Origin of the sequence: Pseudomonas alliivorans (assembly GCF_017826695.1) — a bacterium.
Taxonomy (GTDB): domain Bacteria; phylum Pseudomonadota; class Gammaproteobacteria; order Pseudomonadales; family Pseudomonadaceae; genus Aquipseudomonas; species Aquipseudomonas alliivorans.
The window spans coordinates 332,389-345,401 of sequence record NZ_JAFFZW010000003.1 but is presented as its reverse complement, the minus strand read 5'-3'; the positions used below and the strand labels follow the sequence as shown (position 1 = coordinate 345,401).

13 protein-coding genes are annotated in these 13,013 nt (G+C 57.9%); 7 read left to right on the top strand and 6 right to left on the bottom strand.

The genetic code is table 11. From position 1 onward, the window contains the following. Positions 1–313: 313 nt before the first annotated feature. Entirely contained in the window at positions 314–1,084 is a 771-nt protein-coding gene (locus tag JTJ32_RS10725; protein WP_210041980.1) for an SDR family NAD(P)-dependent oxidoreductase, read from the bottom strand. Positions 1,085–1,225: 141 nt separating this feature from the next. On the opposite strand from JTJ32_RS10725, the gene JTJ32_RS10720 reads away from it, so the two are divergent. Next, a complete protein-coding gene (locus JTJ32_RS10720) occupies positions 1,226–1,537 on the top strand; it encodes a cupin domain-containing protein (RefSeq protein ID WP_184322329.1) in 312 nt (103 codons plus the stop codon). 571 nt (positions 1,538–2,108) lie between these two features. Beyond that, entirely contained in the window at positions 2,109–2,357 is a 249-nt protein-coding gene (locus JTJ32_RS10715; protein WP_236059259.1) for a DUF805 domain-containing protein, read from the top strand. A 47-nt stretch (positions 2,358–2,404) separates the two neighbouring features. On the opposite strand, the gene JTJ32_RS10710 is transcribed toward JTJ32_RS10715, so the two are convergent. The 4 genes from JTJ32_RS10710 to JTJ32_RS10695 form a co-directional block, all read right to left on the bottom strand. Beyond that, positions 2,405–3,172, bottom strand: coding sequence for a C1 family peptidase (locus JTJ32_RS10710; RefSeq protein WP_184322331.1), 768 nt, complete (start codon positions 3,170–3,172; stop codon positions 2,405–2,407). 522 nt (positions 3,173–3,694) lie between these two features. Then, complete coding sequence (locus JTJ32_RS10705; RefSeq protein ID WP_083186151.1) at positions 3,695–3,988, bottom strand: hypothetical protein; 294 nt, start codon at positions 3,986–3,988, stop codon at positions 3,695–3,697. Positions 3,989–4,087: 99 nt separating this feature from the next. Continuing rightward, the gene (locus tag JTJ32_RS10700) at positions 4,088–4,513 is read right to left on the bottom strand and encodes a RidA family protein (protein WP_210041979.1); all 426 of its coding nucleotides are present in this window, start codon (positions 4,511–4,513) and stop codon (positions 4,088–4,090) included. A 106-nt stretch (positions 4,514–4,619) separates the two neighbouring features. Beyond that, a complete protein-coding gene (locus JTJ32_RS10695; RefSeq protein WP_099228797.1) occupies positions 4,620–5,090 on the bottom strand; it encodes an Lrp/AsnC family transcriptional regulator in 471 nt (156 codons plus the stop codon). 265 nt (positions 5,091–5,355) lie between these two features. Here JTJ32_RS10695 and JTJ32_RS10690 point away from each other — a divergent pair, with 265 nt between their 5' ends. Then, the gene (locus JTJ32_RS10690; RefSeq protein ID WP_210041978.1) at positions 5,356–6,510 is read left to right on the top strand and encodes a cysteine desulfurase family protein; all 1,155 of its coding nucleotides are present in this window, start codon (positions 5,356–5,358) and stop codon (positions 6,508–6,510) included. 64 nt (positions 6,511–6,574) lie between these two features. On the opposite strand, the gene JTJ32_RS10685 is transcribed toward JTJ32_RS10690, so the two are convergent. Then, positions 6,575–6,829 carry a hypothetical protein gene (locus JTJ32_RS10685; protein ID WP_099228914.1) on the bottom strand — a complete coding sequence of 85 codons (255 nt, stop codon included), beginning with the start codon at positions 6,827–6,829 and terminating at the stop codon, positions 6,575–6,577. 1,161 nt (positions 6,830–7,990) lie between these two features. Between JTJ32_RS10685 and JTJ32_RS10680 the strand changes: the two genes are divergently transcribed. The 4 genes from JTJ32_RS10680 (at position 7,991) to JTJ32_RS10665 (ending at position 12,892) form a co-directional block, all read left to right on the top strand. Further along, entirely contained in the window at positions 7,991–8,821 is an 831-nt protein-coding gene (locus tag JTJ32_RS10680) for an energy transducer TonB (protein ID WP_184322334.1), read from the top strand. A 50-nt stretch (positions 8,822–8,871) separates the two neighbouring features. After that, positions 8,872–9,579 carry a MotA/TolQ/ExbB proton channel family protein gene (locus JTJ32_RS10675; protein WP_099228800.1) on the top strand — a complete coding sequence of 236 codons (708 nt, stop codon included), beginning with the start codon at positions 8,872–8,874 and terminating at the stop codon, positions 9,577–9,579. Further along, positions 9,579–9,980 (top strand): ExbD/TolR family protein, encoded by a 402-nt coding sequence (locus JTJ32_RS10670; RefSeq protein WP_004880470.1) that lies wholly within the window; start codon positions 9,579–9,581, stop codon positions 9,978–9,980. The genes JTJ32_RS10675 and JTJ32_RS10670 overlap by 1 nt, the downstream gene beginning before the upstream one ends. A gap of 194 nt (positions 9,981–10,174) precedes the next feature. Continuing rightward, on the top strand, positions 10,175–12,892 hold the full coding sequence (locus JTJ32_RS10665) for a TonB-dependent receptor (RefSeq protein WP_210041976.1): 2,718 nt from the start codon (positions 10,175–10,177) through the stop codon (positions 12,890–12,892). Positions 12,893–13,013: the final 121 nt, after the last annotated feature.

The window sequence follows — 13,013 nt, the reverse complement described above, 5'->3', positions numbered from 1 at the left end:
CAATTGAATCAACATGGCATTCGAAGCGCCTATGAACCTGCTCCAAGCATTTCTTTCGTGTGCATTGGCGAAAGACTTCGGCGTGACGCACGCCTAATCCCGGATGTGCTTCCTATCCGTTCAATTTGAATAAGCGCGTCATGGTTTTTCCATAAGACGATAGAAAGATGGGTGTGGCTGGCCCCGATACTGGTCTGCTCTCACGATTGTACCTCCGCCATCATGCATACCTGCTGGACCATGACCGTCCGGTGATAGACATCACGTTCAATGACACACCATGTAGCGTCTATTCCAAAGCCAGTCGGCCAGGTCACCACACAATAGGCTTGTCGTCCCAATCCCAAAAGCTCCCACTGTCAGCCGGCCCATGCGCGCCTACCACTTCAATAATGCGCTCTGCCGAGAAAGCCGGTTCGAACAGTTGTCCTTCAGGTACGTTCGCCTGAAATGGTTGCGACAGCTCCGTGTCAGTCGTGCCTGGGTGTATGGCCAGCACGGTCGAGGCGTGGTTCAGGCGTTTCAGTTCGATACTGGCGGTGTGCAGCAACTGGTTGAGTGCCGCTTTGCTGGCTCTGTAGCTGTACCAGCCGCCCAGTCGGTTATCGCCAATGGAACCGACTCTCGCGGAAAGTGCGGCGAAGGTAGAAGGTTGTTTGCGCAATAACGGGAGCAGGTGTTTAAGCAGCAGGATTGGCGCAAAAGTATTGGTTGCGAAGCTCGCTTGCATGCTCGCAAGCGTCAGTTGCGCCAGGCCCTTTTCCGGTTTCGCGCCGTCCTGATGAAGAATGCCAAGCGCACTGATGACGAGGTGCAGATGTTCGCATCCTTCGAGCGTCTGGCTCGCAAGCGCTTCGAGAGCTTGTTCATTGCGCGCGTCGCAGTCGACTCGCCTGAGGCGCTGGCCATACTGCTCTGCAAGCTCTGCCAGCCCTGTAGAGGTGCTGGCTTCTCGCGCAACGGCCCACACCTGAGCGACGTCATCGCGAGCAAGCAAGGCTGCGCACAGTGCCAGACCAATGCCTCGGCTGGCTCCGCATATAAGCACGCTGGCGTCGCTGTTCAGTTCGGGGATCAAACTCATGAGGCACCTTGGGGAGCATGGCTGAAGTAGGTTTATGACTTCGGAATGAGGCGTGACGTTCAGGTGGGCGTTCGCGGACGGCAGTAGAGGGTCAAGGGTTCTGATAGATTGTTGGAAATACCTGTTCGAGAACGGCGATCAATGAGAGTTATTCGGAGCAAAGACTTTACCGCCACTCGAGCCTGGGGGGCTGACGACATAGCCAACATGGGTGGAACCACCGTCCGTCTCCACTGGACCGACCAGCCGTATAAATGGCATATCAACGATGGTGAGGAAGTTTTCGCAGTCCTCGACGGAACGGTGGATATGCATTATCGCGAGTCAGGCATCGAGCGCGTCGTGACATTGGCGGTTGGCGACGTGTTTTTCGCAGGGGCTGGATGTGAACATGTTGCACATCCTCGCGGAGAGGCACGGATTCTGGTTATCGAACGCGAGGGCAGCGTTTGAGTAAAGTCAGAGAGTCCAGACCCAGGACGCGCAGCGACGCGTTCCCAAATAGTATTAGTTTAAATTTCTGTCCAACTGCCAAAGCATCCAATTGAACACCGATACCTTTACAGCGTGTTCGCCATTCAAATTGTTTCCGAGCCGACATAGTTGTTAACGGAGGCAATTCCAGCTTGGCAGTTTTGTTTTTTTGCCTCAGGATTTCCGGCATCCCATCGAGATACGGAATCATCCATACAGCCTTCAAAAAACAATGACTATGGCCTTCTATCCGTTGCGCCATTGCAACGCCTGCAACATGTACTAATAAACCGCATTCATCGCAGACTAAACCATTACACCACCGAACCTGGACTTAACCTCATAAGGAATGACATGGCCTATTGTCACAACTGCGCAAAGGAACTGACTGAGAAGGGGGGATACTTGCCCACATTGCAATGCATCGAGAGATATCATATGGACACCCAGCGCAGTTTCATCCGACGCTCCAGAATCGACATTCTGGTATTTTGAAGTCTTGAGAAAATATGCCGTTTTCAGCGGCAGAGCGCGCAGAAAAGAATTCTGGATGTTTTTTTTGACTAACCTCCTGATCTCCGTGGTCCTCGGTTTTCTCGATGGTCTTTTGGGCACTGAACAGTTGATCTCCACCTTTTATTCCATCGCTGTCTTCCTTCCAGGGCTTGCGGTGGGCGTTCGCAGGCTTCATGACACTGATCGCAGTGGCTGGTGGATGCTGGTACCGATAGTGCCGATCATATTCAGTTGCCTGGAGGGGCATCGCGACGCCAATCGATTCGGCCCCAGCCCCAAATAACAAGCGTTCCCTGAAGGTGTGGTCGCTGACCACACCTTGCCTCGGCACTAGCCCGCGACAATCCTGATCGTCCAGAAATCCGACGCCAGATTGGGGTCCATCAGGTAGCTGTATGGCATGGTGAAGTAGCCATGCATGCCCCATTTGGTGCCCCAGGAGTTGCGCATGATGAAGACCTGTTTTGCATCGTCATAGCCCACTGCGAGCACGCAATGACCGCCCAGCAATTTTTCGTCGGGCGCTGGCATTGGGACAATGCCCGTCTTGGCGACTTCATCGCTTTCGAGGCTTTCATAGACGCCAAAACCTATGACGAAAGGATATCCAGCGGCCAGACACCCTTTCATCTGGTTCAGGTTCTGGGCGACTTTCTGGTAGGAAACCGCCTTGTACCGCTTGGCGTGGGCGTAGCAGGATTTGGTTGGCTTGACGGTAAATTTGGTAATGTCGTACGGCCATTCGGCTTCATCGCAGTCGCCTTGTTCGGCGACGCTTTTGATACCGTGACGGATCATTGCACCGCTGTCCGACTCCACCGTGTGTTCGATAACACGCTCGTTGTAATAAATGAATAAACGGGATGGCGTGAATGCAGGGACAAGCTTCTGCTTCATGCGATCAAACTGAATGGCAGCTGCAATACCATTCGCTGTACAACTGCCCAACTGGCCCTGATCGTAGACATTGGGGCAATGGGGACGCAGATCCACATGACGTGGAAGCGCGGCCAACTGCTCGACGGGCGCAGCGTACAAATGATCTCGATGATCCGGTACGTCACGAATCCAGCCGTATTGTTTTACGGTATACGTCATCGTTTACTTCTCCACGTAAAGGCAAACTGCTTAATTAGCCATCAGGCCTAGCAAAACACTCTTATTGGAAATGGCCATCATTCATGGCTGGCCAATAGCGTATTAATCAGACATCAGTTTTTTACGAGGAGGGATGAAGATTTATTTAGACGGGCTTATCGACAAGCAGCGAGAGCAATATCAAATTGACACATTATAATTGCAATAAAATAGACAAACTGTTTGATGTGTCATGTGCTGCCTGGAATCCTGAAGACTTTGAATTCCTACAGACGTCATGGCGGCCATGTGCAGGCCGCCCTTCGGGTAAGCCGGTTCGTGCTACCGGTTGACCAACCTGCACACAGTCCGCCACCTATCGCTCGGTCACGATAGGGTGGCGCATCTACTCTTGCGTGACGAATTGGAGGCGTTGGAAGCGGTGCGTAATACAGAGCGTGGATTAAGATCTGTAAAGTGACGCGACCTGCCTCCTTGCTGCTGTGCTGGCCCGCAGCAGCAAGAACATTGGGAGGCAGCCAGTCACTGATAAGTGTCCACATCCTCGGCCGGGTAAAACTCGCCCTCTCTCCCCTCCAGCCGCTCACGCACGATCGCCTCGACGCTGGCCACTGCGGCCTGATCGTCAGGGTTGACCAGTTGCAGGCACAGGCGTCGGGCGTTCTGGTCGTGGGTGCCTTCGCTGAGCATGTCGTGGGTGACGATCTGCTCGCCGCGCCACAGGCATAACTGGGTGTGAGTGCCGCCGAGCCAGATCTCGTTGATTGATCCAAGATCGGTGGTCGCCAGTTGGTCCACGGTGATTGTCTTGTCCATTGCGCTGTACCTTCAAGTGAGTCGATACAGGTCAGACGTGCAGGCGGGGCGGGTCGTTCCCGGCATCGGCCGTTCATCTGCGCCAACGGCTGCGTTCGGTCAGGCTGTTGCGATCGCTTCGATCTCGATCAGCATGTTGTCCATCGCCAGGCGGGGCACCGGAATGAGGGTGCAGGCCGGATGGCGCCCTGTACCCCACACCCGGTTCGCCTGCTCGACCCAACTGTGCAGGCGTTGTTCGTTGTGGTCGACAATCAGCAGGGTCAGCTTGAACACCTGAGCCAGGCTTGCGCCCTGGGATTGCAGTGCGGTTTCAACATTGGCGAGGGCCTGGATGGCCTGCTCGGTGAAGTCGGCAGACAACCGTCCTTGCTGATCTTCGCCGCCCTGCCCGGCAACAAACAGCATCCGGGCACCGGCATTGACTGATGCGACGTGGGAATACGCGTTTACTCGAGGGTTGCACAAGCCCTGTGGATTGCAGAGCGTGAACGCGGCGTTTTCGGCGTCGGGGGATATTGGCATAGGGTCAACTCCATGTTGAAGGAGTCGCCAGTGTGAAACCTCTACCTAGGTGGAGGTCAAGGCCCGTGTGAAGCGACGGTGAAGACCGGGCTGCACACATTAGGTTTTAGGCACCAAACGACGCATACCGCAACGGCAGCCCTGTGGTGAATTTGATCTGCTCCATGGCAAAGCTGGAACTGACGTCGGTGATACCGGGAATGCTGATCAGTTGTTTGTACACCGCGTCGTAGCCCGCGATGTCGGTCACGACGATGCGCAGCAGGTAGTCGGTGTCGCCGGCCATGCGGTAGCACTCGACGACTTCGGGCAAGTCGCCGACGGCGTTGTGGAACTGTTCGAGCCAGGCGGCGTTGTGCTGGTTGGTGCGGATGGCGGCGAAGACACTGACGGAGACATTCAGGCGCTGCGGGTTCAGCAGGGCTACGCGGCGGTCGATGATGCCGGTTTCTTCGAGTTTCTGGATGCGTCGCCAGCAGGCGGTGCTGCCCAGGCCAATACGCTCGGCGATGTCTGCGACCGAGCGGGTGCAGTCGGTTTGCAGGCTGTCGAGGATGGCGCGGTCGAACTTGTCCATGGGCGTGTTCCGTGTTTGTGGTTCGGGCTCTGTATCGCACGCGACGCATCCTGAACGGCGCCGTGCAACCGGTACTTATGCAACTATTGGCATAAAACTACCCCCTGCCAATGGAGGTGTAAAATTTTATTCACCAGAACACCCCTGAAGCAGAAATATTTTTCACTGATAGCCAGTCAATCTGCTCAAATATCAAAATTTTTTCGCGTCGGCGTCGGTAATCTTTTCACCATCAACCTTGACCCGATAACCAAGCGAATTGCCCATGACCACGACTGCCCTTTACCTGGATTACGCCGCCACCACGCCTGTCGATGAGCAGGTCATTGAAGCCATGGTTGCCTGTCTGGGGCGCGAAGGGCATTTCGGTAATCCGGCGTCCAGCGGGCATGGTTACGGGCAGGTGGCGCGGCAGGCAGTCGAGCAGGCGCGGCGTCAGGTGGCGGACGCAGTGGGTGCGCCTGCCGAGACGGTGATCTGGACCTCTGGCGCGACCGAGTCCAATAACCTGGCGATCAAGGGCATTGCCCATGACAGTACGGCGCAACGTCGCCATATCATCACCAGCGCTCTGGAGCACAAGGCCGTCATCGATACAGTGAAAACGCTGGAGCGCCAGGGCTTTGCGGTGACCTGGTTGCAGCCGGACGCCAATGGGCTGATCCAGCCACAGGCCGTGCAGGCGGCCTTGCGTGAAGACACGTTGCTGGTGTCGCTGATGCTGGTGAACAACGAGCTGGGCACGCTGACGGATATCGCCAGCATCGGCACGCTGGTGCGCGGACATGGGGCGCTGTTTCACGTCGACGCGGCTCAAGCCGTCGGGAAAGTGAAGGTGGATCTGGCAAGTCTGGCAGTCGACCTGATGTCGTTCTCGGCTCACAAGGCATACGGTCCGAAAGGCATCGGTGCGCTGTACATAGGTCCGCGCGCTCATGCATTGCTGCAGGCGCAGATTCATGGCGGTGGACATGAAGGCGGCTTTCGTTCCGGCACACTGGCGACGCATCAGATCGTCGGTATGGGTGAAGCCTTTGCGCTGGCGATCGACAAGGCTGATGCGGAAAACTGTCGTATCGCGGAGCTGAGCAGTCATCTGCGTGAAGGGCTGTTGGCGCTGCCGGATGTGCAACTCAACGGCTGTCCTGAACAACGCATCCCGCACACCCTGAACCTGTGCATCACGCGAAACGGGTTCACCAGTGCTCAGCTCTCACATGCTCTGGCGCTGTCCTCGACCTCGGCCTGCAACTCGGCGAGCAACGCACCATCACACGTGCTGCTTGCACTGGGGCTCGATACCAACAAGGCGCTGGCCAGCGTACGCGTCAGCCTCGGTCGCTATACCACGCAAGTCGATGTCGAACGCACCATCGAGGTGTTCAGCAAGGCACTCACTGCACCCGCCGCGTTCTGGTAACTCCCGCTTTCAAAGCAACCAGCTCAAGGTCTCTGTAAGGGGCGCTTGAGCTGTACCGCTTCTATCAGCCGGGCAACACACCCCCGCCCTCATCCGCCACGATATCCGGGTCATCCGAATACACTTCCGGCTCGTCATCCTCGTAGGCTTCCTCGTCTTCAGTGCGCTCCAGCATCTCATCTCCCTTCGCAGGGCCTGCTCCCGGCCTGTTGGCGTTCATGTTCAACACCGGATCGGCTTCGCGGTCGTACTGACCCAACTGCGGGCTGGCAGGATCTTCTTTAGGCACTTCGTTCGTCAGGATGAAATCGGTTGTCATGTCGGCCACCTCTTTTGTCTTGCCAAAGAAAGTGGACGTGCCTGAACGCCAAGGGTTCGATCCAGATGACGAGTGCGTCTGGACAGGGCATTTGCTGCCGTTTGTAATCTTCATGATACAAAAAGACACAATTGGCACAGATCTTCCAAGTGGAACGGCCGTGCCATGAACCAGTGGCATGCACTGCACAAAGGAGGTGCCCACACGCACCAATGTGCAGTTTTCGGACGCAGAGTCGTCCATTAACAGTGCAGCGCCAGACCACAAGTCGTGCGCCTTGCCAGGAAAGGAGTCTACCCATGCCACATCCCGTTGATGCCAGACCACTGCAATCTCCATTGCCGCTTGAAAGGGTTGCGCCCGCAATGGGCCCGCCATCTGTTACGGCTTCATGTCTGACTACACCGACATACCCTTCCGACTGATCAAAACACAGGGCATCAGCCTTGATTGAATAATCGAACAACCTTGTCCTGCCTTATTGGCAAGGGCTCGCGGAATGCTGTGTGCTTGTTACTAACTCACTACGGAAACTTCTCACTAACCCGCTTATCGTCCGACAATTTATTTTGATTAACATCATCTAGCCACTACTCAGTCCATTGCTGAGCTTTATATTTAACTCGACCTGCAATCTCTTTACCGCCGGAGCATCTACCGTGAAAACCTGATCAACTAACGCACCAACTTGAACCAAACCTTGCGGTATTGGTGCATGTGATTTTATGACCGAATGGTCATGTATTTTTCAATTCGTCTGACTGCTCAGAGGGGTGTACTACGCCTCTTGAATCAAGACGGGCCCTATTCATTTGAAGGGCACTTCAACTGAAACGGCGTTCAATCGAAAAAAAAGTACAGGAATGCGACATCCACTCTGGAACGCTGCATACAGGCATATCACTGGCCATTTCTGGCACAGCGGTTGCAAAGTGAAATTGTTATCAAGCAACAAGTTTGCTCGTGGTGGATACAACTAATAAGCAAGGATTTGCAATGCCATCGCCCTGATTGAACATGCGCTTTACCGTATTGAGTCTGTGCCTCTTTCAGGCTCGGCGGTGTCGTGCGCCTCAACGAATGTGCAGGTCTCCATCATTCGAACATTCGCCAATGTTTGAACGGACTTTTATTGCCCTTCAACTACCCGAGGGAGCGTTAATGAATGATGCGGTAATCATGAAAGCGGTCCCTGTTCCACCGCCGGAGGAAAGTCCGACGGTGTGGCAGAGTATCCCCTTCAAGGCCAATACTTCGCGACCTGGCGGCCTGAAAAAATCGCACGTCTTCGTGTTGATTGCAGCCTCGGTACTTATTCACGGCGCCGTGTGGTGGTACATGCAGACGGCCGAACCGGAAGTGCCCGAAGTTCCGCCACAAGTTCCGGAAATGACCATTGAGCTGACCAGCCCGACGCCTCCAACCCCGGAGCCACCGCCGCCGCCTGAACCTCCACCTCCGCCGCCTCCCCCGCCGCCACCGCCAGAACCGGAGCAGCCGGTCGAGGACCCGGACGCAGTCGAGCCGCCGCCCAAGCCCATCGAAAAGCCGAAGGTCGAGAAGCCCAAACCGGTCAAGAAACCTGAACCGGTGAAAAAGCCGACGCCGCCTGCGCCGCCCAAACCGGTAGCCGCCCCCGCGCCTCCAGCACCACCGACGCCGGCACCTGCGCCACCCGCTCCGGCAGCGCCAGCAGCGCCTGTGAAGGAAAGCGCGGCGGTCTCCGGGCTCGCCAGCCTGGGCAACCCGCCACCCGAATATCCGGGGCTGGCCTTGCGACGCAGTTGGGAAGGACGCGTGGTGCTGCGCATCAAGGTGCTGCCAAACGGCCGCGCAGGCACGGTCGAGGTGACCAAATCCAGCGGCAAACCGGTTCTCGACGAGGCTGCAGTGGAAGCAGTGCGCAACTGGAAGTTTATTCCGGCCAAGCGCGGCGACACACCGATTGAAGGCTTCGCCACACAGACCATCGATTTCAAGCTGCCGGAATGATCCGGCGTATGACCACTGACAATTCTATTCAAGCTGGTGAGGTGTAAACCATGAACGCATCGCTCTCTTCCATGATCGTCCCCGCCGTGCTCTGGGCGCTGATTCTGTTTTCCGTGCTGAGCTGGGCCTTGTTGCTGATCAAGTCAGCGCAATACGTGAAGCTCAAATCCCAGAACAAACACTTCACCAAAGCTTTCTGGGGCGCGCCGGACCTGCTGACCGCCGCCGAACATGCATCGCAATATCCAGGCTCGCTGGCACGCATCGCCAACAGCGGTTTCGAGGCCATGGCCGTGGACGAGTCACCGCGCACCACGCAACAACTGGCACACACCATCAACCGCTCGGACCGCCTGGAGCGCAACCTGCGCCAGCAGATCCAGAAGGAGCGTCGCTCGCTGGAAAGCGGCCAGGCGATCCTCGCCAGTATCGGCAGCACCGCGCCCTTCATCGGCCTGTTCGGAACGGTCTGGGGCATCATGGAAGCACTGCAAAGCATCGGCCTGACCGGCTCGGCCAGCCTTGAAGCGGTCGCCGGCCCCATCGGTCACGCCCTGGTCGCCACCGGCGTCGGCATCGCGGTCGCTGTGCCTGCGGTACTGATCTACAACTTCTTCCTGCGCCGCCTCAAGCTGGCCGTCGCCGACATGGACGACTTCGCCCACGACTTCGACGCCCTGGCTCAGCGCAGTGCCTTCGCGGTATCCCGTCAATCCATCGCCAGCAAGCAGGGCCACGCCGTGCGGGAGGCAAGCTAATGTCGTTCTCCACTCAAGACAGCGATGAAGTGCTCAGCGAAATGAACGTCACGCCGCTGGTGGACGTGATGCTCGTGCTGCTGGTGGTGTTCATCGTCACCACACCGCTGATGACCAACGCGATCAAGGTCAACCTGCCCAAGACCGACTCGGTTGCCCCGGCCGAGAAAAAGGACCCGGTGGTGGTCAGCGTCGACCAGAGCGGCAAGTTCTTCCTCGCCAAGTCGGAAATCGCCCCCGAGCTGCTGGAGAAAAGCCTGCAGGACGAAAAGGCCAAGGACCCGGACATCCGCGTCCAGTTACAGGCCGACACCGACGTGAACTATGGCCAGGTGGCCAAGGCCATGGCGTCCATCGAACGGTCCGGCATCACGAAGATATCCGTCATGACGGCCAAATGAATTGAGGGTTTCGTCCCGCGAAACCCGCTGACCCGACTCCCGTGTACAGGATCGTCCGTGGGCCGAAAGGCCCCTGGAGGGGAGCGGCTTGCTGGAAAACCAAAGCAGTGGAATGCCCACCCGGCATAACCGGGAAGGGTATAGAGGGCTCACAAGGCCATTTCAATAATGTCTGGACCAGGTCGGAAATAACCATGCTGATGAATCTTCCCGGATACACCCTCAAGCCACTGGCCCTCGCGGTCCGCCGTCATCCTCGCGTGCTGTTGTGCGCCCTGGCCATGGGCATGAGCGGTGCCCAGGCGGCAGACGCTGTCGAGGCGGACACCGCCAGTGAGTCTGTCTCCGCCGCCGCCGTCGTGCCGGCCACGACCCAGTTGCAACGCGTCGAAGTGACTGGCTCGGCGATTCGCCGGGTCGATGCCGAAACCGCCGTGCCGATTACCATCCTGCGCGCCGATGACCTGAAGAAACAGGGTGTGACCACCACTCAGGAAATGGTCCAGCGCATCACCGGCAGCCAGTCGATCAATAACAGCGCAGGCTCGGTCGGCGCCGGGACCGGTGGTGCCTCCTTTGCCGACATGCGCGGGATTGGTCCAAACAAAACGCTGGTTCTGCTCAACGGACGCCGCCTGGCCAACAACGCGATTTCCGGCGTTGGCTCGCCCAATGGCAGCGCCATCGACCTGAACATGATTCCGTTCGCCGCCATCGACCGGGTTGAAGTCCTGCGTGACGGTGCATCGGCCTTGTACGGCACCGACGCCATCGGCGGCGTGATCAACTTCATCACCAAGAAAACCCTCACCGATGGCTCCCTGACGCTGGGCGGCGAAACCCCGACCAACAGCGGCGGCGGTGCCACCAAGGACATGAGCGCCAGCTGGGGCTTCGGTGATCTGGAAGAAGACCGCTTCAACGTGATGGGCGTCTTCAACTACAACAAGCAGCAGAACCTGGACGCCAATGATCGCTCGTTTGCACAGGACTACGTACCTGGCCGCGGACTCAACCAGACGTCAGGCACCGCGTACCCCGGCAACTATTTTCAGGGCGACAACTCTTCCAACCCGCTGGGCACCAACTGCTCCGGGCCTAGCCTGATCGCCCGCAACGGCATCTGCCGGTTCAGCACCCGCGAGTACATCGACCTGATCCCGCAGACCGAAAAGACCTCGTTCTTCGGCAAGGCCACCGGCAAGCTGGCCGACGATCACAACGTCAGCCTCGAATACTTCTGGGCGCGCAACAACAACCACACCGACATCGGCCCGGCACCGCTCACCGGCCTGTCGCTGGATTCGTCATCACCGTTCTACCCTGGCAACGGCATTACCCCGGCACCGACCAATTTCACCATCGACCCGACACAACCCGTCGATACTGCATGGCGCGAAACGGCTGCCGGTCCTCGCGGGCAGAGCGACCAGAACACCAGCCAGCGCTTTCTGCTGAACTTCGACGGTCTGGTGGGCGGCTGGGATTACAACGTCGGTGCGTCGTACAACCAGAATAAGGTGCTGTCCACCCTCACCAACGGTTACATCAGTGACGCGGCAATGATCAATGGCCTGGCCAATGGCGTGATCAACCCGTTCGGGCCACAGACGGCGGCTGGTCAGGCGCTGATCGATGCCAGCGAATACCATGGCCAATATTCCAGTGCCGTGGGCCGTGTGGCCGGTATTGACGGACGCATCAGCCGGGAAATCGGCGACTGGTTCGGCGCAGGCCCGGCCGGTCTGGCGCTTGGCGGCGAATACCGCAAAGAGAAGATGCATCAGCAGTACGAAGCGTTCGTCAATGACGTCAGCAGCCTGGGCGCGGATGCGGCGGGTAGCGTGTCGGGCGAGCGCAGTGTGAAAGCCGAATACGCCGAATTGAGCGTGCCGGTGCTGGACAGCCTCGAACTGAGCGCAGCGGTTCGTCACGACAAGTACAGCGATTTTGGCAGCACCACCAACCCCAAGTACTCGTTCCGTTATCAGCCGGTCAAACAACTGGTGGTCCGCGGTGCCTACAGCGAAGGCTTCCGCGCGCCGTCACTCTATGAGCTGTATGCACCACGCAGCACTACGTTCAGTCAGGGTTATTACAACGACCCTGTGTTGTGCGCGGGCGGCACTGTGCAGCCCGGCGGCAATGCCGGTCGTGACTGTGCGCAGCAGTTCCTCAACAACAGCGGTGGCAATACCGAACTGTCTCCGGAAAAAGCCCGCAACGTCACACTGGGCTTCGTTTACCAGCCGGTCAGCAACCTGTCGATGGGCCTGGATTTCTGGTGGATTCACATCTCCAACCAGATCCAGTCGTTCCCTGAATCGGCGGTCTTCGATGACCCGAGCACCTATGCCGACCGCTATGTGCGCAACGCTGACGGCTCGATCGCCAACATCGTGACCGGCAACGCCAACCTGGGCATCGTCAAGACCAGCGGTGTGGACGTGACCCTCGACTATCGCTTCCCGAACACGCCGTATGGTCAGTTCGGCCTGGGCATGACCGGCACCTACGTCAATCGCTACGACTACCAGAACATCATCGACGGTCCCTACACTGACAAGGTCGGCGACTTCCAGGGCGATGGCGTGATTGCGCGCTGGAAACACGTGCTGGTGGGCTCCTGGTCGCTGGGCAACACCCGCGCATCCATCACCAACCGTTTCACCACTGGCTACAACGATTACGACCGCACCACCAATGCACGGGTCGCCTCGTATGCGCTGTGGGACCTGTCGGTCGGCCATACCTTCGACAAGGTGCTGGACGTCGATGCGGGCCTGCGCAACATGTTTGACCGCAACCCGCCGTTCTCCAACCAGGCCTACAACTTCCAGTCCGGCTATGACCCGCGTTACGCCGATCCGCTGGGACGCACGCTGTTCGCACGCATGACGTATCACTTCTAAGGGTGAAGGCGCGACCCATACACGCTCCGTGGGTCGCGTCCTGTTTGCGAGCTCGCCCCCTCCGGCCACAGGTTTCATCCACCTTCCCCGGCCGGAGGCCTTTTTCGCCGCATGGCGTCAT